The organism is Polyangium spumosum (assembly GCF_009649845.1).
Taxonomy (GTDB): Bacteria; Myxococcota_A; Polyangia; order Polyangiales; family Polyangiaceae; genus Polyangium; species Polyangium spumosum.
Map to the genome: position 1 here is coordinate 827285 of NZ_WJIE01000002.1, position 19895 is coordinate 847179.

General features: G+C 69.7%; 20 protein-coding genes. 9 read left to right on the forward strand and 11 right to left on the reverse strand.

Annotated features, from left to right (window positions below; genetic code table 11):
• Positions 1 to 62 precede the first annotated feature (62 nt).
• The gene (locus GF068_RS09320) at positions 63 to 500 is read left to right on the forward strand and encodes a hypothetical protein (RefSeq protein WP_153818952.1); all 438 of its coding nucleotides are present in this window, start codon (positions 63 to 65) and stop codon (positions 498 to 500) included.
• A gap of 48 nt (positions 501 to 548) precedes the next feature.
• A complete protein-coding gene (locus GF068_RS09325) occupies positions 549 to 974 on the forward strand; it encodes a hypothetical protein (protein WP_153818953.1) in 426 nt (141 codons plus the stop codon).
• Position 975: 1 nt separating this feature from the next.
• On the opposite strand, the gene GF068_RS09330 is transcribed toward GF068_RS09325, so the two are convergent.
• From GF068_RS09330 to GF068_RS09355, 6 genes are all read right to left on the reverse strand, one after another.
• Positions 976 to 1431, reverse strand: coding sequence for a hypothetical protein (locus GF068_RS09330; protein ID WP_153818954.1), 456 nt, complete (start codon positions 1429 to 1431; stop codon positions 976 to 978).
• A 39-nt stretch (positions 1432 to 1470) separates the two neighbouring features.
• On the reverse strand, positions 1471 to 2580 hold the full coding sequence (locus tag GF068_RS09335; protein WP_153818955.1) for an S-(hydroxymethyl)glutathione dehydrogenase/class III alcohol dehydrogenase: 1110 nt from the start codon (positions 2578 to 2580) through the stop codon (positions 1471 to 1473).
• 133 nt (positions 2581 to 2713) lie between these two features.
• Positions 2714 to 3145 (reverse strand): hypothetical protein, encoded by a 432-nt coding sequence (locus GF068_RS09340; protein WP_153818956.1) that lies wholly within the window; start codon positions 3143 to 3145, stop codon positions 2714 to 2716.
• The gene (locus GF068_RS09345) at positions 3142 to 3528 is read right to left on the reverse strand and encodes a hypothetical protein (RefSeq protein WP_153818957.1); all 387 of its coding nucleotides are present in this window, start codon (positions 3526 to 3528) and stop codon (positions 3142 to 3144) included. The genes GF068_RS09340 and GF068_RS09345 overlap by 4 nt, the downstream gene beginning before the upstream one ends.
• Complete coding sequence (locus tag GF068_RS09350) at positions 3515 to 4063, reverse strand: RNA polymerase sigma factor (protein ID WP_153818958.1); 549 nt, start codon at positions 4061 to 4063, stop codon at positions 3515 to 3517. Before GF068_RS09350 ends, GF068_RS09345 begins: the two co-directional genes overlap by 14 nt.
• A 12-nt stretch (positions 4064 to 4075) precedes the next feature.
• Positions 4076 to 5113 (reverse strand): periplasmic heavy metal sensor, encoded by a 1038-nt coding sequence (locus GF068_RS09355; RefSeq protein ID WP_170319374.1) that lies wholly within the window; start codon positions 5111 to 5113, stop codon positions 4076 to 4078.
• Positions 5114 to 5240: 127 nt separating this feature from the next.
• Between GF068_RS09355 and GF068_RS09360 the strand changes: the two genes are divergently transcribed.
• The 6 genes from GF068_RS09360 to GF068_RS09385 all read left to right on the forward strand — a co-directional run bounded on the left by GF068_RS09360 (position 5241) and on the right by GF068_RS09385 (position 10363).
• Positions 5241 to 5978, forward strand: a complete 738-nt coding sequence (locus tag GF068_RS09360) for a hypothetical protein (protein ID WP_153818960.1) — start codon at positions 5241 to 5243, stop codon at positions 5976 to 5978.
• Positions 5979 to 5985: 7 nt separating this feature from the next.
• Entirely contained in the window at positions 5986 to 7893 is a 1908-nt protein-coding gene (locus GF068_RS09365; protein ID WP_153818961.1) for a CARDB domain-containing protein, read from the forward strand.
• Positions 7894 to 7931: 38 nt separating this feature from the next.
• On the forward strand, positions 7932 to 8489 hold the full coding sequence (locus tag GF068_RS09370; protein ID WP_153818962.1) for an endonuclease dU: 558 nt from the start codon (positions 7932 to 7934) through the stop codon (positions 8487 to 8489).
• A gap of 10 nt (positions 8490 to 8499) precedes the next feature.
• Complete coding sequence (locus tag GF068_RS09375; RefSeq protein ID WP_240806751.1) at positions 8500 to 9048, forward strand: glycine cleavage system transcriptional repressor; 549 nt, start codon at positions 8500 to 8502, stop codon at positions 9046 to 9048.
• A 37-nt stretch (positions 9049 to 9085) separates the two neighbouring features.
• Complete coding sequence (locus GF068_RS09380; protein ID WP_153818964.1) at positions 9086 to 9580, forward strand: bactofilin family protein; 495 nt, start codon at positions 9086 to 9088, stop codon at positions 9578 to 9580.
• A gap of 162 nt (positions 9581 to 9742) precedes the next feature.
• Positions 9743 to 10363, forward strand: a complete 621-nt coding sequence (locus GF068_RS09385; RefSeq protein WP_153818965.1) for a type II toxin-antitoxin system RatA family toxin — start codon at positions 9743 to 9745, stop codon at positions 10361 to 10363.
• A gap of 75 nt (positions 10364 to 10438) precedes the next feature.
• On the opposite strand, the gene GF068_RS09390 is transcribed toward GF068_RS09385, so the two are convergent.
• From GF068_RS09390 to GF068_RS09400, 3 genes are read right to left on the reverse strand one after another with little or no spacing between them, the layout of a single operon-like run.
• Positions 10439 to 11764, reverse strand: coding sequence for a DUF2169 domain-containing protein (locus GF068_RS09390; protein WP_153818966.1), 1326 nt, complete (start codon positions 11762 to 11764; stop codon positions 10439 to 10441).
• A gap of 49 nt (positions 11765 to 11813) precedes the next feature.
• Positions 11814 to 12461, reverse strand: coding sequence for a hypothetical protein (locus tag GF068_RS09395; protein WP_338046304.1), 648 nt, complete (start codon positions 12459 to 12461; stop codon positions 11814 to 11816).
• On the reverse strand, positions 12458 to 13861 hold the full coding sequence (locus GF068_RS09400; RefSeq protein ID WP_153818967.1) for a selenium-binding family protein: 1404 nt from the start codon (positions 13859 to 13861) through the stop codon (positions 12458 to 12460). The genes GF068_RS09395 and GF068_RS09400 overlap by 4 nt, the downstream gene beginning before the upstream one ends.
• Before the next feature lie 177 nt (positions 13862 to 14038).
• Here GF068_RS09400 and GF068_RS09405 point away from each other — a divergent pair, with 177 nt between their 5' ends.
• On the forward strand, positions 14039 to 17176 hold the full coding sequence (locus GF068_RS09405; RefSeq protein ID WP_170319375.1) for a hybrid sensor histidine kinase/response regulator: 3138 nt from the start codon (positions 14039 to 14041) through the stop codon (positions 17174 to 17176).
• A gap of 9 nt (positions 17177 to 17185) precedes the next feature.
• Here the strand turns inward: GF068_RS09405 and GF068_RS09410 are convergent, their stop codons facing one another.
• Both GF068_RS09410 and GF068_RS09415 read right to left on the reverse strand, forming a co-directional pair.
• The gene (locus tag GF068_RS09410; RefSeq protein ID WP_153818969.1) at positions 17186 to 18754 is read right to left on the reverse strand and encodes an FAD-dependent oxidoreductase; all 1569 of its coding nucleotides are present in this window, start codon (positions 18752 to 18754) and stop codon (positions 17186 to 17188) included.
• Between the two features lies 1 nt (position 18755).
• On the reverse strand, positions 18756 to 19835 hold the full coding sequence (locus GF068_RS09415; protein ID WP_240806752.1) for a polysaccharide pyruvyl transferase family protein: 1080 nt from the start codon (positions 19833 to 19835) through the stop codon (positions 18756 to 18758).
• Positions 19836 to 19895 lie beyond the last annotated feature (60 nt).

The following is a 19895-nucleotide window of genomic DNA, read 5'->3' on the forward strand; positions in this document are numbered from 1 at the left end:
CGCGAATCGGTGGTCATACCAGCATTGTGCGCGCCCTGCGGGGCTGGTATCGTGCGTGTCCCTTGCATCCTTTTGATACGCCGACGCCGAGCTGGGAAGTGGGCAGGACCTCGGTCCGCCTGGAGCGCCCCGACCTCGTCCACCTCGTCATACACGGGCCCAACAAGGCCGAATACATCGCGGAGGTGCAGAAGCTCCTCTTCGAGATTGGCGACCTGTCGGGCCCCTACGATCTGCTCGTCGGGCTGGGCGAGCTCGGATCGTTCGAGGTGACCGCGCGTCGGGCCTGGACACGCGCGGAGCGGCCGTATCCATTTCGGCGCGCGTTCGTTTATCAGGCGAGCTTCGCGATCCGCACGCTCGTGCTCACGACACACCGCGCCGGGCGGTTCATCGCCCCCGCGGCCTTCCGCTGGGACGTGGACTTCTTCCCGACCGAGGCCGCGGCGCGCGCTCGGCTCGAGTCCCTGCACGGCAGCGTGGTACGCCCTACCGCATGATCGTCGAACCTGTTGTGCGCATCGCACGTTCCTGGTAACGTTGCCGACATGGATCCGTTGGATGCGCCGACGCCGAGCTGGGAGATAGGCCGTCATCTGGTCCGGTGGGAGCGGCCGGACCTCGTGTTCCTCACCCTCCGTGGTCCCACGTCCGCGGCCGAAGCCATGCGGATCCGCGCCATCTACGCCGAGATCGGGGAGCGCGTCGGCCCCTATCACGTGGTGTTCGACGCGAGCGAGCTCGTATTCATCGAGGCCGGGTCGCGCGCGGCGTGGACGCGAGCGGACAAACCTTATCCGTTCCGCAGCGTGCTCGTCTTCGGCGCGAACTTCTCGACGCGCGCGGTGATCATGACCGTGTACCGCGCCGGCCGGCTCGTCGCGCCGTCGCTCTTCGAGTTCCACTTCGAGTTCGTGTCCACGGAGGTGGAGGCGCGCGCCCGTATCGACGAGTTCCGCAGCAGGGCAGGGTGAATCACCCGGCGGAGGGCGTGAACGAGAGCATCTCGACGACGACGCGGCCCGGGGCGCGGAGGTCCATCGCGGTGACGGGCTGCTTCTGGCTCACGAGGTCGCTGATCTGGCGCGCGACGGGGTCGGCCTCGAGGGCGCGGTCCGAGAAGACGACGAAGATCTTCACCGTGCCCTCGCGCGGCGGGATACGAAAGACATTGCCCAGGACGGGCTCGCCGGCCGGGCAATCGGGCGAGAGTTTGTCCTCGAGCGTCGTGAGGTGACGAATCGGGCCGCCCTCGGCGATCGTGAAGACGAGGCAATACGGCGGCTGCCCCGCGGCCGGGACGAGCTCGATCTGGGCCGGGCCTTTCTGGACGAGGGTCACGCGCTGCGACGAAGTCGCGGGCGGCGGCGCGGGCTTCTCGCATCCGGCGAGGACGAGCAGCGAGGCCAGGGCGAGGATGGATCCCCTCATGCGGGTGGGTGTACCCCGCCCGGCCCACCTTTGCAAAGCTCAGAAGGTCACGACAGAGCGGATCGACTTGCCCGAGTGCATGAGATCAAACGACTCGTTGATCTTGTCGATCGGCAGGACGTACGTGATGAGGTCGTCGATGTTGATCTTCTTGTCCATGTACCAGTCGACGATCTTCGGCACGTCGGTGCGCCCGCGGGCGCCGCCGAACGCGCTGCCCTTCCAGACGCGGCCGGTGACGAGCTGGAACGGGCGCGTCGCGATCTCCTGGCCCGCGGCGGCCACGCCGATGATGACGGAGACGCCCCAGCCCTTGTGGCAACACTCGAGCGCCTGGCGCATCACCTGCACGCTGCCGACGCATTCGAAGGAGTAATCGGCGCCGCCGTCCGTGAGGTTCACGAGGTACGGCACGAGGTCGCCCTGCACCTCGCTCGGGTTGACGAAATGCGTCATTCCGAACTTCTCGCCCATCTCCTTGCGCGCCGGGTTCAGGTCGACGCCGACGATCATGTTGGCGCCGGCCATCCGCGCGCCCTGGATGACGTTCAGGCCGATGCCGCCGAGGCCAAACACCACGACGTTGTCGCCGGGCTTCACCTGCGCCGTGTAAATGACGGCGCCGATGCCCGTGGTCACGCCGCAGCCGATGTAACACACCTTGTCGAACGGCGCGTCCTCGCGGATCTTCGCGACGGCGATCTCGGGCAATACGGTGTAATTCGCGAACGTGGACGTGCCCATGTAATGGTACACGGTCTCCTTGCCGATCTTGAAGCGGCTCGTGCCGTCCGGCATGAGGCCCTTGCCCTGCGTCGCGCGGATGGCCTGGCAGAGGTTCGTCTTGCGCGAGAGGCAGAATTTACACTGGCGACACTCGGGCGTGTAGAGCGGGATCACGTGATCACCCTTCTTCACGCTCTTCACGCCCGGGCCGACGTCGACGACGACGCCCGCGCCCTCGTGCCCCAGGATCGAGGGGAAAATACCCTCGGAGTCCTTGCCCGAGAGCGTGTAATCGTCGGTATGGCAAACCCCGGTCGCCTTGATCTCGACGAGGACCTCCCCTTCCTTCGGGCCCTCCAGCTCGACTTCCTCGATGCTCAGCGGGGCGTTCGGTCGATGCGCGACCGCGGCTTTGATCTTCATGGTCTCGTCCTCCGGCCTCGAACAACGCGGGCCTTCCCGGCGCCCGCGGGCACATCGTAGCCACGGGGCCGATCACCGCCGCAAGAAAAATTGTCGTGGCCAACCTCGCTCACGCGCGCGCGTCGAGCGCGGCTCAATCCCGCGGCGGCGGGCCCGGAGGAGGCGGGAAAGGGCCATGGCCGTGACCATGCGGCCTTCGCTTGCGTTTCTCGGCGTACTCCTGGAACCGCGCGCGTTGCGAGGCGTCGAGGACCTCGACGATCCGCTCGTCGGTGCGCTTGCGCAGCGCCTCGAGCTCCTCGCGGCAGGGCTTCATCGCGCCCTCGAAGTCGCCGTCGCTCTCGCGGAAGATCGCCTCGACCCGCGTGACCTGGTCGGCCGTGAGGTCGAGGTGCCGGCGCATGGACTCGACTCGCAGGTGCGTGCGCACCTCGCCCGGCGGGCCGCCGAAACGAGCGCGCATGTCCTGCAGCATGTACGCGCGCATCGCGCCCGCGCCGGCGACGCCGCCGAACACGAACACGCCCACGAGCACGAGGGCCGGCAAGAGGCGGCGGGACTTCATTCGTACACCTCGACGGCGGCGACGGCCTCGAGGACCGTGGAGTCGTACCGGTTCTCCGCCGTCTGCGAGAGCCAGAGCGCGAGCGCCGCCGCAGCCGCCGCGCTGACGAGCGCGAGCCGCCCGAAGCGCACGACGCCCGAGGACCAGGGCAGCTCGAACCGACGCGCGCCGCTCGTCTCGCCGATCGCGGCCATCACGGACGCGGCGAAGTCATCACTCGGGGCGAGGTCCGAGGTCTCCTGCGTGAGCCGCGCGAGGCGATCGTCGGGAGCTTCGATCACGCGGAGCAGGGCATCGGTGAGCTCGTCCGTCGGGCGGAGGTCGTCCGTCTCGCGGGCGAGCGCTTCGAGGTTCGAGAGCGGATCACGGTCATGCTCGGCCATCGGACACCTCCCCCGCTTCGGTCTTCGTGCGCAGCGCGGCGCGCGCTCGGACGAGGCGCTGCTCGAGCGCCCCCTCGGTGCATCCGAGGGCCTCGGCGGCCTCCTTCGCCGAGAGCCCCTCCACGGTCACGAGCACGAGGGCCGCGCGGTCCTGGGGCTGAAGGGATTTCAGCATGGCGTCGAGCTCCGTCAACGCGACCCGCGCCTCGGCGCGCACGAGGCCGTCGAAGCGCGGCTCACGTGTGTCCTCGGCGGGGCGCTCCTTGCGCTTGCGCAGGAGGTCGACGCAAGCGTTCGTGACGATCCGGTAGAGCCAGGTCTCGATCTTGGCGCGGCCGTCGTAGCGCCCGTCCGACAGGGCGCGGAAGGCGCTCGCGTACGCGTCCTGGAGCGCGTCCTCCGCGTCGGCGAGGTTGCCGCAGAGGCGCGCCGCGAGCCGGTAGAGCGGCACGCGCGTGTGGTCGACGATCGGCCGGAAGGCGGCCACGTCCCCCCCTGCCACGCGCCCCGCGACGAGCCTCAGATCGACGGACATGCGGGCCGGACTCTAGCGCGAAGGCGGCGCCTGCGTCGCGCCCTCGTGGTGTCGCCCGTGCTTGCCGCCGCGCTTGCCGCGGAAATGCGGCATCTTCGGGCCTTCCTCGATCCGCTGGGCGAGCGCGCCGCGTTGCCCCTCGTCGAGCACGGGCACGATGGCGGAGAGCGCCTTCACGAGGTGGTCGCCCATCATCATCGGCATCGGCCGGGCGTCCTTCGGGGGCAGGAGCGCCTCGGCGTCGAACGTGTCGGTGCGGAACGACGCGATCGCGGCCTTCATGCGGGCGCGGTGCTCCTCGTGCTTCTTGGCCCACGCCTCCTTGTCCATCTTCCCATGCATCTCCGGCTTCTCGGGGCGTGAGGCCTCGAGCGCCGCGTGGATCTGCGTCTTCTGCTCCTCGCGGAGCTCGAGCCCGTGGAGGAAGAAGCCCATCGGCCCGTGCTCGCCGCGTGGCCCGCGCTTCATGCCCTCGGGGCCCCGCGGCCCGCGCTCGCCGTCCTCGGGGCCGTGGTGGCGGCCGCGCTTCATGCCCTCGGGGCCGTGCTTGCCCGCGAACTTCTCCATCCGCTCCTCGACGTGCGTGGCGAGCGCCACGCGCTGGGCCGGCGTGAGCGTCGCGTGCAGCGTGCCGAGGGCCTTCACCACGGCCGCGCGCCGCTCGCTCGCGAGCTTCTCCGTGTCGCCGAGCTTCGCCTTGACGGCGGCCTCGTCGATCTTGCCGGCGCGCACGCCGTCGGCGAGCGCCTTGTGGAACGCCTGGCGATCGGCCTCGTGCGTGCCGTCGAGCGACTGCATCGCGCCCTCGATCGTCTTGCGTTGCTCGGGCGTGAGGTCGTCGAGCTCGTGGAGGGCAGCGCCGAGCAGGTGGTGGCCGCCGCCGTGATGACGACCGAACTTGCCGTGCGCGTGCGGGGACTCGGTCTCCGACGCAGCCTCCGCGGCCGATGCGACCTCTTCGTCCGGGCTCGCCGACGCGCAACCGCCCAGGGCGAGGGCAAGGGCGAAGGTCAGGGGAGCGAAGAACTTCAGGGTACGGGGCAACTTCATGGTTTCTCCTGGGCCTCGCTCGGCAACCATCAGCGAGGTCTCGATCCAACTGACGGAGCGAGCTCCCGGGTCCCTACGCCAAGGGGCGATGTTTTCCGTGTCGAGCCCGTCCGGGGAGGGCGGAGTCGTGTTCCGCATGGACCGGGTGGTGTTCCGCAAGGGCCGGGTATTGTTCCGCAAGGGCCGGGTGGTGTTCCGCAAGGGCCGGGTCGTGTTCCGCAAGGGCCGGGTCGTGTTCCGCAAGGGCCGAGTCGTGTTCCCCAAGGGCCGGGTGGTGTTCCGGAAGGGCCGAGTCGTGTCCCGCAAGGACCGGGTGGTGTTCCCCAAGGACCGAGTCGTGCTCCGCAAGGACCGAGTCGTGCTCCGCAAGGACCGAGTCGTGTTCCGCAACGGCGGGGTCGCTCGCGCGAAGGACACCGTCGCTCGCAACTTGGGCACCATCGCTCGCAACTTGGGCACCGTCGCTCGCAACTTGGGCACCGTCGCTCGCGCCAAGGGCACCCTCGCTCGCACGAAGGGCACCGTCGCTCGCGCCGAGGGCACCGTCGCTCGCAACTTGGGCACCGTCGCTCGCGCCAAGGGCACCCTCGCTCGCGCAAAGGGCACCGTCGCTCGCGCCGAGGGCACCCTCGCTCGCGCCGAGGGCACGATGCCTCGCGAGAAGGGCACCGCGCCTCGCGTCTCGTCGCGCCGGATGGATCCTTGCCGTTCGTCATCAGCGGGCCAGCACACGGCCGTTGACGGACTTGCGGCTTCTAGCTTACTGTCGCTCCTCTCGAAATTTCCAGTGCTGAAGCTCGCTCCGTTCTCTCCCGTACTTTCCAAGACGTCCGGCGTTCACCGCCGAGCAGGAATCCATGATTGATTCGAAAATGACTCGCAAAACCCTGTCCTCACGCGCCCGGACACCGTGGGCCGCGGCCATCCTCGCTCTCGGCGCCGGGCTCTTCGCGGCTTGCACGGCGGACCCCGGACCCCCGAGCGGAATCGACGACGACGAAAACTGGGGGACGGGCGGGACGGGGGGCGCGGGAGGCGCGGGGGGATCGACCTCGTCGTCGTCGAGCGCGGGCGGCAGCGGAGGCATGGGGGGCGCCTGTAGCTGCGAGGGCATCGCTTGCGGAGAAAATGCGTGCGGTCAGCTCTGTGGGACATGCCCAACCCAGCACGTGTGTATGGCGGGGCAATGCGTGTGCACGCCGAACTGCGAAGGGAAGGCGTGCGGCTACAATGGCTGCGGAGCGACCTGCGGATCGTGCGGCGCTGGAGAGTTCTGCGATGCCGGCACGTGCGTCGCGGAACCTCCTCCGCCGAAGCCCGATCTCAAGCCAGGTTATTTTTACATCGACGACCACACGATGTCGCCCGGACACAAGAGCGACATCCATTTCTCCATCAAGAACGAGGGCGTCGTCGACACGGACTTTTCATTCGATATCGTCGTCGTGCTCTCCAAGAACACCGTGTTCGGCGACGCGGACGACGTCGAGGTCTGGTCCTGGCATTATCCGTACCTGACCCCCCCAGGCCAGACCGCCCCCTGGAAGACGACGGTCACGATCCCCGCCGGCGTCTACAACGGCAACTACAACCTCGGGATCTACGTGGACCCCGGGAACATCATCGACGAGTCGGACGAGAGCAACAACGGCCGGTTCGACACGCAGGGGTTCAAGATCGAGGGAAGTCCGAACGCCGATCTGAGACCCAGCGCCGCGGCGGCCGAGCAGAGCGACGTCTACCCCGGCCAGATGGCGAACTACACGTTCACCGTGGAGAACCTCGGGCCGGATCCCGTGCCCTCGTTCAAGGTCGGGCTCTACCATTCCACGGACGCGGACGTCACGTCGAGCGACACCCTCATCTGCAAACACACCGATTCGAACGGGCTTTCGGGCCTCGCGTCCGAAACGTACGTCGTCACGTGCCCCGTCCCGAACCTCGAGGGGTCCTACCATTTCGGCGTCGTCGTCGACCCGGATCTGGTCGTCAAGGAGACCGACGAGACGAACAACAACACCAGCGCTGCGGCGCAGGTGGCCATCACCCCTCTGGACGTCGATCTGCAAATCGGAGCGGCCGCCACGGGCGATTTCACGGTGGACACGGGGCAGCAGGTGACGTTCTCGGCCACCGTCACGAACAGCGGCACGAAGACGTCTCCCCCGTTCAACGTCGCATTCTACTACTCCACGGACGCGACCATCTCGCCCCTCGACATCAAGATATGCGAGGCCGCGTCGGGCCAGAGCCTGCCGCCGAATCAGCCGCTCGTCGTGCAGAAGACGTGCGAGGTGCCGCTGCTCCCCACCGATTCGTACTTCCTGGGGGCCATCGTCGATCCAGCCAATCAGGTCCCCGAGACGAACGAGGGAAACAACACCGCCACGGCCGCGACCCCGGTCTCGCTCACGGCGCCGCACATGGATCTCGTCTTCGATGGGTACTACGGCGGCGCCGGGACGGGGCACCCGGGTGACACGGCCACCCACCACGTGCTGGTCAAGAACCCGGGCACGGCGCCGGTGCCGCCGTTCGAGGTCTCGCTCTACTACTCGCTCAACATGCAGTTGAGCCTGGACGATACGCTCGCTTGCACGATCCTCTTCGACTCCATCGGGCCCCAGCAGACGCTCGATTACTCGTTCCAGTGCAAGATCCCCGAGATCCCGGCCGGCGCCTACTACAAGGCCGTCCGCCTCGACCCGGGCAACGAGGTCCCGGAGACCGACGAGACCAACAACACCGGCGCCTCGACGACCTACGACGTCATCTTCTAGAGGCACGCTCGCTCGCCCGCCGCGCCGCACGAAAGCCCATGAGCCCGCTCTCCCACGTCATCGGCGTCGACGACGCGCCCTTCCCCCGCGCGCACCGGGGCGACGTGCCCATCGTGGGCGTCGCCTTCGCCGGCACGAGGCTCGAAGGCGTGCTCTCCACGAAGGTGCGGCGCGACGGCGCGAACGGGACGGACGCCCTCGCCTCGATGATCAGCCGCTCGCGGTTCGCCGCGCATACGCGGCTCGTGATGATGGAAGGCATCGCGCTCGCGGGCTTCAACGTGGTCGACGTACACGACCTCGCCGCGCGGCTCGGCATGGCCGTGCTGGTCGTGTCGAAGCGCGCCCCGAACGTCCCGGCCGTGCGGAAGGCGCTGCTCGAAAAGGTCCCCGGCGGCGCCCGCAAGTGGCAGCTCATCGAGAAGGCCGGGCCCATGGAGCCGTGCGCCGGGCTCTTCATCCAGCGCGCAGGCCTCGGCATGGACGAGGCGGCCTCGGTGATCCGACGGTTCGCCGTGCACGGTCGGCTCCCCGAGCCCGTCCGGGTCGCGCACCTCGTCGCCAGCGTGCTCGCGGTCCCAGGCGTCCACGACTAGGATGCGCCGCATGACGCAACAAGACGTGTACGTGGTCCTGTCCTGCCTCGGACCCGATCGGCCGGGCCTCGTCGCCGAGGTGACGGAGTACCTCACCCGGCACGGGGGCAACGTGGAGGACAGCCGCATGGCCATCCTCGGCGCCGAGTTCGGCATCCTGCTGCTCGCCTCCGGCCCGCCCGAGACCGTCGACGCCATCGAGAAGGACCTCTCCGAGCTGCAAAAGAGCACCGGCCTGACCGTGCTCGCGCGCCGGACCAAGGCCCCCGAGGAGCACCGCCGCGCCCCCACGGTCCCCTGCGCCGTGACGGCCGAGGCGCTCGATCACGAGGGCATCGTGCGCTCCGTGGCCCGAGCGCTCGCCCACGCAGGCGTGAACATCGTCTCGCTCGAGGCCACGGCCTACGCCGCGCCCGTGACGGGATCGCAGCTCTTCCGCATGGAAGCGCGCATCGACGTGCCCCAGTCGATCGGCGTGAGCAAGGTCCGCAAGGTGATGGACGCGGTCGCCGAGGAGCAGAACCTGGAGATCGAGGTGCGCTCGCTCATCAAGTCCTGATTGCTCTCCGGGCCAGGGCTGGAGTAAGGCTCGGGGCATGGAGCCGCTCTCGGGGCAGGACGATCCGCAACGCGTGGAAGCCCAGGCCGCGCAGGCCGGGCATCGACCCACGGAGATCAACGCCTTGCTCGGGCGCGGCACCCGCTTCGAGGGCAAGCTCTACTTCGAGGGCCGCGTCCGCCTCGACGGAGACTTCCAGGGCGAGATCCGCGGCGACGACGTGCTCGTCATCGGCGACGGCGCCCGCGTCGGCGGCGATATCCTCGTCGGCGCCTGCATCGTCACGGGAGGCGAGGTCTCGGCGAGCATCCGCGCCCGCACCGCCATCGAGCTCTACGCCCCCTCCAAGGTCACGGGCGCGCTGCACGCGCCGGCCATCTTCATCGATCGAGGCGTCCAGTTCGACGGCACCTGCAAGATGGCCCCGCTCGACGAGGCCGACACGCGCACCAGCAAAGAAGCGACCCCTCCCCCCTCCACCCCGGCCCCGCCGACCCCCGCCTCCCCGGCGCCACCCGCCGGCGGGGAGTGAACGAACCGTCACGCCCCGCAGGATCCGCGCGCCCCGCGATCCGCCGCGGCCCCGCATTTCCCCCGGATCCGTGGAGGTCTCGGGGGGCGTCGACGTCGTCGGCACGGCTCGTGCACCTCTGGAGAGCGACAGGCTCCACCTTGTTGTTTTCCGGAGACACCCATGAAGCTTCGCCTGCGTCACCTCGCCCTCGTGTTGCTCACGACCCTGACCACCCTCGGCGCCACGCCCGACGACGCACGCGCAGGTGACGAAGAAGCCGCGCGGCTCGAGGCCCGCGGCAAGGCGCAGCGGTACACGCAGAAGACGGTCGACCCGGAGAGCTCGATCGACACGGGCGGCGCGGCGATCCTGGTCCACGCGCCCATCGACGAGGTGCGCCGGGTCGTCACGGACTACCGGCACTACGAGAAGGTCATCAAGCCGTTCAAGCAGAGCAAGCTGCTCTCGCGATCGAAGGGCGTGAGCGAGGTGTACCTGGAGGTGCCGATCCTGCACGGCGCCGCGACGGTCTGGGTCGTCACGAAGATCGGGCAGCCCGTCAAGGTCGGGAACGAGGAGCGCATCACGGCGCGCATGGAGCGCGGGAACGTGGACGATTTCCGGGCCACGTGGAAGCTGCGCGCCGTGGACGGGGACAAGACGATCGTGAAGCTCGAGATCCTCGTCGACCCGAAGATGCCCGTGCCGTCCGCGGTCGTGACGCCGGAGCTGTGCACAGCCGCCGACAAGGCCGTCACGGGGGTGCGTAACCAGGCCGAGAAGAAACACGCGGCGCGGTAGCCTCACCCCCAACCTCAACCCCAGCCTCACCCCCAACCCCTCTCCACTCCGTGGAGAGGGGAGAAGAGGCAGCAGTCACCCCTCTCCCGGAGGGAGAGGGGACGGGGGTGAGGGAGTCGCCGACGCAGCATCCGCGGGCGCAGAAACTGAAGCATCCGCATCCGCAGCAGCCGCCGCAGGCGCGACCACCTTTCCAGCCTGCGCCGGCCCTGGACGTGGCACCGACGGCCGCGGGGGGCTGGTGGGTGTAGGCCGCGGGGGGCCGGCGGGTTTGCCGAGGCGCGGCCCCAGCGGCGCAGGGGCGTTCGGGAGCGGCTCGACCACGCGGCCGATCTCGCGCTTGACCGAAGGCGGCGCGGCCTTCGGCAGGTCGAGCGTCGTGTCCTCGGTGAGCGGCTCCGCGATCACGCGCGGCTGCGGCTGCACCTGCGGCGGAGGCGGGAGCGGCGGCGGCGCGATGGGATCCTGCGGGCGGTGTTGCCGCGCCGAGGCGTCGGGCAGCGCAGGATCCGGGGAGGTGACCTGCGGCGGCAGATCCGCTTGCTCGGGGAGCACCATCGTGTCGCCGCTCTTCGGGGCGATGAGCACCGCGTCGTGCCGCATCTCGAGCATGTTCAGGCCGGCCTCCACGTCCTCCTCCAGCGACTCGCCGAGGCGCAGGAACCGATCGATCCGCTCGGCGCGGATGCGCTTGCCCTCCGGGTGCGCGGCCACCACGATCTTGCCCACGTCGGCCTCCGCGCCGCTCTTCAGGTCGGCGAGGCCGCGGAACGTCAGGACGAGCGTCTTCTGCGCGGCGTCGACGCAGAGGGTGTCGCAACGCAGGGCGATCTCGGTCACGCGCCCGCCCCTGGGATCGACGCGGAAGGCCTGCGGGCGGCGCTGCGGCAGGCGCGTCTCGATGCGGCCGGGGGTGGAGAGGACGCGGTCCATGCCGATGGAGGCGCCGATGCGGAGCAGGTCGATCCGCTGGTCGCGCGGCGCGCACTGGAAGAAGCCGAACTCGAAGCCCTCGGGCGGCGGGCCCGCCGTCGCGGCGCCACCCGCGAGCGCGGCCTGCGCCCAGGCGTACGCGTCGTCGCCGAGCAGCAGCCTACGCGACGGCGCGTGCAGGGGCATGGGGCCGCCGGCGGGCAGGATGGCGCCTTCGACGACGACACGCGCGTCGGGGTCGGTCGCGCCCTGGACGAGGACGTCGACGCGGGGCTTGAGCGGGGAGAGGTCCTCGGCGCCGCCTTCGGCGAGCGTCGTCACGGGCGCCTGGGCCTCGGCGATGGACGCCTCTCCGCCGGGCACGATCGTGAACGTCGCCTTGACGATCACCGTGAGCGAATAGGCGCCCGGCGCAGCCTGCCAGATCAAGGCCCCGGCGCGAAAGGGGCAGAGCGAGAGGACCTCCACGCGGGCCGCAGTGTACGTAGAGCGAGAGCCGGGCGCGAGGGCTTCTTCGTCAGAGCAGGAGCCCGAGCACGCCCGCGAGGATCAGCGCCCCGGCCCACACCCGATCGAGGTCGAACCACGCGCGCCGCAGCATCGCGAGGCCGACCTTGTAGTAGACGACCAGCGCGACGAGCGCCGAGACCAGGAGCATCGCCAGCGTGTGCAGCGAGATCGCGGCCAGGTAGCCGCCGGGGCTCGAGAGCGAGATGCCCGCGGCGTCGTGGCAGGCAGGGCCGTGGCAAGGCGCGGGGTTGTCCTCGCCGAGCACGAAGACCGGCAGGAGCATGAGCCCCGCACCGTGCGCCGTGGCCATGAGGAACGACCACACGACGAGGTCACGCATGTTCACGCGCATGCCCACCCAGCGTGGGTGGCGCGGGCGCACGAGCTTGAAGACGCCGAAGCCCACGAGCACGCCGCCGGTGATCCACGGCAGGATCCCCGACGGAATGCTCGCTTTGCCGGCGGCGAGCAGCCCGACCGCGAGCCCCACGCTCGCGGCGTGGCCGATGGCGATCGGGACGAGCGCGCGGAGCACGGCCTTGCCGCTTTTCTCTTGCAGCCCGAGCGCCACCGCGAAGAGCCAGCCCATGCCGGGGCTCAAGCCGTGGTAGGCGCCGAGCAGCGCGAGCGTGATCCAGGGCCAGGCGCTCGTCACGGGTAGCAGAACGAGTCGGAGGAAGCGTCACCGCCCTCGAGCCGGATCTGGTGGGCCCGGCGCGGACCGAAGTCGACGAAGAACTCCGGATCCAGCGAGATGCCGCCGCCTTCCTTGGCGTCGACCTTGACCATCCAGCCCTTGAGCCCGTCCGGGTAGAACTGCTCGTCCCAGGTCGTGTAGAGGGCACTCGTGAAATAGATACGTTTGCCGTCGCGGCTCACCTCGACCATCTGCGGCGCGCCCGTGAGCGGCCCACCCGAGCGCGGGTGCGGCGTGCGCCGCGCGATGCCGCCGATGTGCACCGAGCCCACGAGCTTCGGGTCGTGCGGGTCCGAGACGTCGTACTGGCGCAGCTCGCCCGTGCCCCAGCAGGAGACGTAGAGGTATTTGTCGTCGAGCGAGAGGTTGATGTCCGTCACGAGCGGCGGCACCGCGCCGAAGCCCTTGAGCAGCGGCGGCAACTGGTCCGCGCTGGCAGGCTCGGCCGGGATCGTGATGACCTTCTTGATCGCCCAGCGTTCCCCTTCGCGATACCAGAGCCACACCGAGGCCGAGAGGTCCGCGACGCTGACGACGACACCCATGAAGCCGTAGGCCTTCGTCGGATCGTGCGCGGGGCGGAGCTCGAGGGCCATCTGGTGCTCGTCGCCGATGTCGAGCGCCTGCAGGTGCTTGCGGCGCCGCAGGTCCCAGATATGCAGCCGGTGGCCGTACTTCTTGCCGAGCAAGAGGTCGGGGTTGACGCCGGCCTCGATCATCTTGGGCGTGCCCCACTCGCTCGAAATGAGGGTGTCGTGGCCGAGGTGCCACCAGAAGTCGTAGTGCAGGTGCTGCGGCCCGCGATCGAGCTCCCAGCGGCCGAGCACGTCGAAGCTCTCGCAGTCGAGGACGAAGATGCCGCCGGGGCCGTCGCCCTCGGGGTTGCCGAGCGCCGAGACGTAGATGCCGTCCGGCCCGCAGTGGAGCGTGTGCGGGCGCGAGTAGCCGGTGCGCTTGGCGATCTCCTCGGCCTCGATGGTGCGCACGAGCTTGGGGTTCTTCGGGTCGGGCTTCGTGTCGAAGACGTAGATCCGCGACGAACGCAGGGCCGGGAGCATCAGATAACGGCGCTCGACGTGGGGGTGCGGCGCGTACGGGCAGAGCGCGGCGCTGCACGCGTTCCAGCCGGAGTGGTGCAGCTCGTCGCCATAATTCGGTACCTCGGCGAGCGCGATGATCTGGCCGTACGTGGGCGACCGCGGGTCGAGGTCGACCGTGGCGAGGCCGTCACGCAGCGGGTCCGGCCGTCCAAGGACGGCGTTCGCGTCGGGGGCGGTGACATAGGCGAGACGCTCGCGCGGCGCGTCCATGGCCATCCGCGGCGACGGATAAAACGTGGGATCAGGTCGGAAGGGCATGGCTGGCTTCTCCGTTGCGACGCGGACGAGGATGGCCCAGGTCGCGCTCGCTTGGAAGACAAATGGCCCGCCTCGTTGCTCCGCAGCGTGAGGTCAGTTACGCTTGCTTCTCTCTCCAGGTTTCGATGGATAGAGTTCATGCGTGTACAGACAGTCCCCCCGAGCGATGGGGACTCTTTGCAAGACGGTGAGGCAGAGCTCGCCCGAAGGTCGTCCCGGGCGCCGGATCACGCGGCCGAGAATCGCGCGCTCGTCGAGCTCGCCGGCGCGCTGACCGGGCCCCCGGAGGAGATCTTGCCGAAGCTCGTGTCCCTCGCGCTCGAGCTCTGCCGCGCCGAGTCCGCCGGCGTGAGCGTCCTCGACCAGGAGAACGGCGAGCCGGTGTTCCGCTGGCGCGCCGTCGCCGGGGCGTTCGACACCAAGGTCGGCCAGGTGGTGCCCCGATACACGAGCGTCTGCGGCGCCGTCATCGACCATGGCGCGCCCCTGCTCGTCGTCCACCCGGCGTGCCATTACCCGGAGTGCACCACGTTCGAGCCCCCGGTCGTCGAGGCCCTGGCCGTCCCTTTTCACGACGGCGGCACGCCCGTCGGGACCGTCTGGGCCGTCGCCCATTCCGACGAGGTGAAATTCGACCGGGAGGACGCCCGGCTGCTCACGAGCCTGTCGCGGTTCGCCGCGAACGCCATGAAGGTCCTCGCCCAGGCCGAGGAGCGCAGGCAGGCCAGCGAGGCCTTCCGCGCGAGCGCCGTGCGCCACCGGTTCCTCGCGACCCTCGCCGCCCGGACGCAGCCGCTCACCGATCCGAGCGAGATCATGGCCGTGACGGCGCGCCTGCTCGCCGAGCACCTCGGCGTCGATCGGTGCGCGTACGCCGAGATCGAGGACGAGCGAATCTTCGTCATCATGGGGGACCACACGCGAGACGTGCCGAGTATGGTCGGGCGATGGCCGGCCGCCGGCTTCGGGGCCGCGTTCGAGCGGTCGATGCAGGCGAACGAGCCCTACGTGATGGACGACGTGGACCAGGATCCGCGGGCGGGCGGCGACCTCTCGGCCTATCGGCGGGCGAAGATCCAGGCGGGCATCTGCGTGCCGCTGCACAAGGCCGGCCGGTTCATCGCGGCGCTGGCCGTCGACCAGGCGACGCCGCGGCGCTGGACGCTCGAGGAGATCGAGCTCGTCCAGACCGTCGCGGACCGATGCTGGGAGGCCCTCGAGCGGGCCCGCACGGTCCGGATCCTGCGGGAGCGCGACGAGCGGCTCGATTTCGCGGTCCGGCTCTCCGGGATCGGCTTCTTCAACTGCAACCTGCCGTTCGAAGAGAACGAGCTCGTCTGGGACGAGCGGGTCAAGGAGCACTTCTGGCTCCCGTCCGAGGCCCGCGTGACGATCGAGACGTTCTACGCGCGGATTCACCCGGACGATCGAGCGCGGACCCGCCAGGCCATCGAGGCCTCGATCCACGAGGGGACGCCTTACGACATCGATTACCGGACGGTCGATCCGGTCACGGGCGCGATCAAATGGATCCGCGCGCTCGGCGGGACGGCCTATTCACCCAACGGCAAGCCCCGGCGGTTCGACGGGGTGACGGTCGACGCCACCATGCGCAAGCTCCACGAGGAGCGGCTCGCGCGGCTGCTCGAGCGCGAGCGCGAGCAAGGCCGGCTGCTCGAGCAGGTGGCCGACGCGGCGCTCACCATCCACGCGTCCGGGTCGCTGGAGAGCGTGCTCGGGGTGATCACCGAGGAGGCGCGGCGGATCATCGGGGCGCACCAGTCGGTCACGAGCCTGACGATGGGCAACGACTGGTCCCAGGCGATCAGCACGGCGTCGCTGTCGGCCAAATACGAGCCTTATCGCGGTTACAAGACGAACGCGACGGGCAAGGGCATCTACACGCTGGTCTGCCAGTCGAACCGGCCGATGCGGCTCACGCAGGCCGAGCTCCTGGCCCACCCGGCGTGGCGGAATTTCAGCGGCGAGGGGGACAAACACCCGCCGCTGCGCGGATGGCTGGCGGCGCCGTTCGTCGCACGGAGCGGGAAGAACCTCGGCCTCATCCAGCTCTCCGACAAATACGAGGGCGATTTCACGGAGCAGGACGAGGCGATCCTGGTGCAGCTCGCGCACATCGCCTCGGTGGCGATCGAGAACGCGCGGCTCTATGACGAGCTGCGGGAGCAGGATCGGCGCAAAGACGAGTTTCTGGCGACGCTCGCCCACGAGCTCAGAAACCCGCTCGCCCCCATCCGGACGGGCCTGTCGCTCCTGCAAATGGCCCGCGACGAGGGCCAGGGGCGGCGCGTGCGGGAGATGATGGAGCGGCAGGTCGGGCACATGGTTCGAATGGTGGACGACCTGCTCGACGTCTCGCGGATCACGCGGGGGAAGGTGGAGCTACGCAAGGAGCGGGTGGAGCTCGCCGTGGTGCTGGAGAGCGCGCTGGAGACGAGCCGCCCGCTGATCGAGGCCGCGGGGCACGTGTTTCTGGTGTCGCTGCCGGACGAGCCGCTGTGGCTCTCGGCGGACCCGACGCGCCTGTCGCAGATCCTCGCGAACCTGCTGAACAACGCCGCGAAATACACGCCCGCGGGCGGGCGGATCCGGCTCGCCGCGGCGCGGGAGGGCGCGCAGATGGTCGTGCGGGTGGAGGACACGGGGGTGGGCATCCCGGCGGACATGCTGCCGAAGGTCTTCGACATGTTCACGCAGGTGGGCCGCTCGATCGAGCGGGCGCAAGGCGGCCTGGGCATCGGTCTGACGCTGGTGCGGCGGCTGGTGGAGCTGCACGGAGGGACAGTGGAGGCCACGAGTGAAGGCCCGTCCCGAGGCTCGATGTTCACGGTGCGGCTGCCGCTCGGGGCCGCGGAGGAGACGCCGGCGGCGAACGGGCCGAGCGGAGGGTTGCCCACGAGCGGAGCGGCGAAGGGCCTGAAGGTGCTGGTGGTGGACGACAACGTCGACGGCGCGGAGAGCCTGGCCGAGCTCCTGAAGCTCTCGGGGCACGAGACGGAGGTGGCCCACACGGGGCCGGCGGCGCTCGTGGCGGCGCGGACCTTCGAGCCGGACGTGGTGTTCCTGGACATCGGTTTGCCAGGGATGACGGGCTACGAGGTGGCGCGACGGCTCCGGGCCGAGGAGGCGCTCGGCCAGGTCGTGCTGGTGGCGCTGACGGGCTGGGGGACCGAGGAAGACCGGCGGCAAGCGCGCGAGGCAGGGTTCGACCATCACCTGACGAAGCCGGTGGACGTCGGGGAGGTGCAGCGCATCGTGGAGGGGGTGGCGTCGAAGATGAAGCGGTGCGCCTGACGACGCCCGTCACAAGGGGCGGAGCTTCGGCCAGGCGAGCTCGACGCCATTCTGGACGAGCAGGGCCTGGAAATCGGCGAGCAGCTCTCTCCGGGCGCGCACGTGGCGCGGCGGGACGCGGCGATCGAGGCAAAACGCAGCGAGCATCCCCGCCGCCTCGCCCACGCCCCACTCGACCGGGTGGACCCGGAAGGTGCCATTCGTGATGTGTGTCACCCCGAGGTTCTTGCCCCCGGGCAACAGATTCTCCACGCGCACCGGGAGGAGGGCTCCGAGCGGGATCTGGAAGGGCCAGCACCCCATGTCGAGGTACCCCCCGCCGGAGACCCGCGGGTGCAGGTCGATGCGATAACAACCGATCCCGACGCTGTCGTCGAAGACCTCGGGGCCATGCGGGCGCAGCGGGTGCGCGATGTGTTGCTCGAGCACCGTGAACTCCGCGCGGATGCGGCGTGACTCGCGGATGTACGGCGCTGGCGCGAGGCCGTCCGCGGTGCCTCCGACGACGTCGGAGCGCAGGCGCAACCCAGGGTAGCCGGCGCCTCCGTCGGGGCGCGGCGCCTCGGTCTGGAGCCAGTAGAGGACGCTCAAGCTGAGCTGGCGCGCGGCGTCCTCGTTCCGCGCGGCCTCCGCCGCGTCGACGCCGCAGACGGGGCCGAGCCAGTAATCGTTCTGCGGCCAGTTCACGATGGTGACGTCGCTCCGCGCGAAGCCCGGCTCGAAGACGTCCTTGTCGAGGATACGCCGGAAGGTCCACAAGCCGTGGCCGTCGTCGCCTGCGTAGAGGCCACGCGTCAATGGCTCGCCGGTGTCGGGGCGGACGTGGGTCCAGTCGAGCAGGCGGCCCGGCCAGTTCGGCGGCCGGCATTCGCGCCAGAAATCGTATTGACGGGGTTTGTCGATGGTGTGGTCCTCCCCGGGGAGGTGCTCCATCGCGAAGCACACCGTGATGGCCTGCTGGGCCCTCGGGTTCGCCACCTCGGCGGCGTGTGGCTCGCCCGTCTCCGCGCGCGCCTCCTGCCCGAGGACATGCTCGACGCCCGCGAGGGCGAGGAGCTCGCCGTGTGGCGTGGCGTCGATGAAGAGGTCGGCCTCGATGAGGATGTCGCGGCCCGACTCCCGACCCCGGACCACGACGCCGCTCACGCGGTCGCCGTGCGTCCACGCCGAGATCGGCCGGTGGAAGCGCAACTCGAAGAGATTGCCGTTGAGCCGGTACGGAGCGAACAGCTCGTGCAGGACGGCGACCGCGATCCGGGGGTCGTGGCAGAGCTTGCTGACCCATCCATTACCCGGGTTCAGCGTGGTGAGGGCCCTCGAAGGCGCGGAGAGGGGCAGATTGCGGCGATAATACGCGCGGATCCCGTCGCGCAGGGCGCGGTAGCTCCGGTTCGCCCCGTACTCCTCGATCCACGGGTGTTCGTCGGGAGGGACGGCCTGGTTCGTCAACTGGCCGCCGAGCCAGCGCGTCTCTTCGGTGAGGACCACGCGGCGGCCCATCCGCGCCGCCGCGAGCGCCGCGGCGCACGCGCCGAGCCCGCCGCCGATGATGGCGATGTCGGTGCGAATCGCGTACATGTCACGCCGCCTTCTGGCCACGTCGCGACAAGAGGAGGTCGACGATCATGCGGTTCGTCTCGCGCGCCCGGTCCTGCAGGGCGGGCAAGAGCCGGCGAATCTTGGCGCGGGTCTCGTGGCGCGTGTCCCACGAGCGGTCGAGCCGCGCGATGAGCTGACCGGCGCTGATGGTCCCGAGCGGCGGGGTCTCCATCTCGAGGTCCTCGATGAACCCCTTCACCTTGGAGGCATACGGGAGCGCGACGAAGGGCGTCTCGCGCAGCGCCGAGAAGATCAGGAAGTGGAGGCGCATGCCGACCGCGAACTCGAGGTGCCCCACGAAATGGAGGATCTGCTGCGGCGAATACGTCCGGCGAAGCACCTCGGCGCGCTCGGCGTTTTTCATGTGGGAGACGACGGCGTGGCTGTGCTGCACGTCCGTCCGCTCCATGGAGACGAACACGACGTCGGTGTCGAGGCGCTCGATGACGAAGTCGGCCGCGTTCGCGAGCAACGAATAGTATTCCTCGGGATCGATGTCGGGCGCCGCGGGGCCCGGCTCCCGGACGGAGAAGCCGACGAGGTGGCGCTCAAATTCGACGCCCTCGGCCTTGATGGCCTCGATGGACAACGGCTCCTCGTGGATGAGCAGGGCCGGATCCGCGGTGAGGTGAATCTCGCGGTCCACGCCGACGTCCTCGAGCAAGCGACGGGCCTCCTTGTCGCGTACCGTGATGATGGCCGCCCCGTTCAAGGCCGCCCGCACGGCTTGTCGCGCGTCCGGATCCAGGAGCGGCCCCGCGCTCACGGCATACAGCGCGACGGGGACGCCGAGCTCCTTCGCGATGAAGACCTCCCGCAGGTAGGTCGCGGCGTCTCGATCGTAAAGAATGCCGCCGCCCCCGAGGAGGAAGAGGTCGAGCCGCCCGACCTCGGCCGCGGCCTCCTTGCGGGTGAGCCTGCGGACGGGGACGACGCGCTCGACTTGGTGCCTGCGCGCCGTGTCCTGCGGATCGAGGGAGAAGACGGTGATCTCCGCCGGGATCGACGCCCGGAGCTGCGTGAGGATCCCGTCGAGGATGGCCTCGTCGCCGAGGTTCATGCCGCCGTAAGAGCCCGAGATGCCAATTCGGAAGGGTTCTGTCGCCCGGTCCATCACGCC

What these genes read in the sequence shown, in the direction of transcription:
- GF068_RS09325 (WP_153818953.1), top strand. Translation starts at nt 549, where the DNA reads ATGGATCCGTTGGATGCGCCGACGCCGAGCTGGGAGATAGGCCGTCAT.
- GF068_RS09330 (WP_153818954.1), bottom strand. Translation starts at nt 1,431, where the DNA reads ATGAGGGGATCCATCCTCGCCCTGGCCTCGCTGCTCGTCCTCGCCGGA.
- GF068_RS09335 (WP_153818955.1), bottom strand. Translation starts at nt 2,580, where the DNA reads ATGAAGATCAAAGCCGCGGTCGCGCATCGACCGAACGCCCCGCTGAGC.
- GF068_RS09340 (WP_153818956.1), bottom strand. Translation starts at nt 3,145, where the DNA reads ATGAAGTCCCGCCGCCTCTTGCCGGCCCTCGTGCTCGTGGGCGTGTTC.
- GF068_RS09345 (WP_153818957.1), bottom strand. Translation starts at nt 3,528, where the DNA reads ATGGCCGAGCATGACCGTGATCCGCTCTCGAACCTCGAAGCGCTCGCC.
- GF068_RS09350 (WP_153818958.1), bottom strand. Translation starts at nt 4,063, where the DNA reads ATGTCCGTCGATCTGAGGCTCGTCGCGGGGCGCGTGGCAGGGGGGGAC.
- GF068_RS09355 (WP_170319374.1), bottom strand. Translation starts at nt 5,113, where the DNA reads ATGAAGTTGCCCCGTACCCTGAAGTTCTTCGCTCCCCTGACCTTCGCC.
- GF068_RS09365 (WP_153818961.1), top strand. Translation starts at nt 5,986, where the DNA reads ATGACTCGCAAAACCCTGTCCTCACGCGCCCGGACACCGTGGGCCGCG.
- GF068_RS09370 (WP_153818962.1), top strand. Translation starts at nt 7,932, where the DNA reads ATGAGCCCGCTCTCCCACGTCATCGGCGTCGACGACGCGCCCTTCCCC.
- GF068_RS09375 (WP_240806751.1), top strand. Translation starts at nt 8,500, where the DNA reads ATGACGCAACAAGACGTGTACGTGGTCCTGTCCTGCCTCGGACCCGAT.
- GF068_RS09380 (WP_153818964.1), top strand. Translation starts at nt 9,086, where the DNA reads ATGGAGCCGCTCTCGGGGCAGGACGATCCGCAACGCGTGGAAGCCCAG.
- GF068_RS09385 (WP_153818965.1), top strand. Translation starts at nt 9,743, where the DNA reads ATGAAGCTTCGCCTGCGTCACCTCGCCCTCGTGTTGCTCACGACCCTG.
- GF068_RS09400 (WP_153818967.1), bottom strand. Translation starts at nt 13,861, where the DNA reads ATGCCCTTCCGACCTGATCCCACGTTTTATCCGTCGCCGCGGATGGCC.
- GF068_RS09410 (WP_153818969.1), bottom strand. Translation starts at nt 18,754, where the DNA reads ATGTACGCGATTCGCACCGACATCGCCATCATCGGCGGCGGGCTCGGC.
- GF068_RS09415 (WP_240806752.1), bottom strand. Translation starts at nt 19,835, where the DNA reads ATGAACCTCGGCGACGAGGCCATCCTCGACGGGATCCTCACGCAGCTC.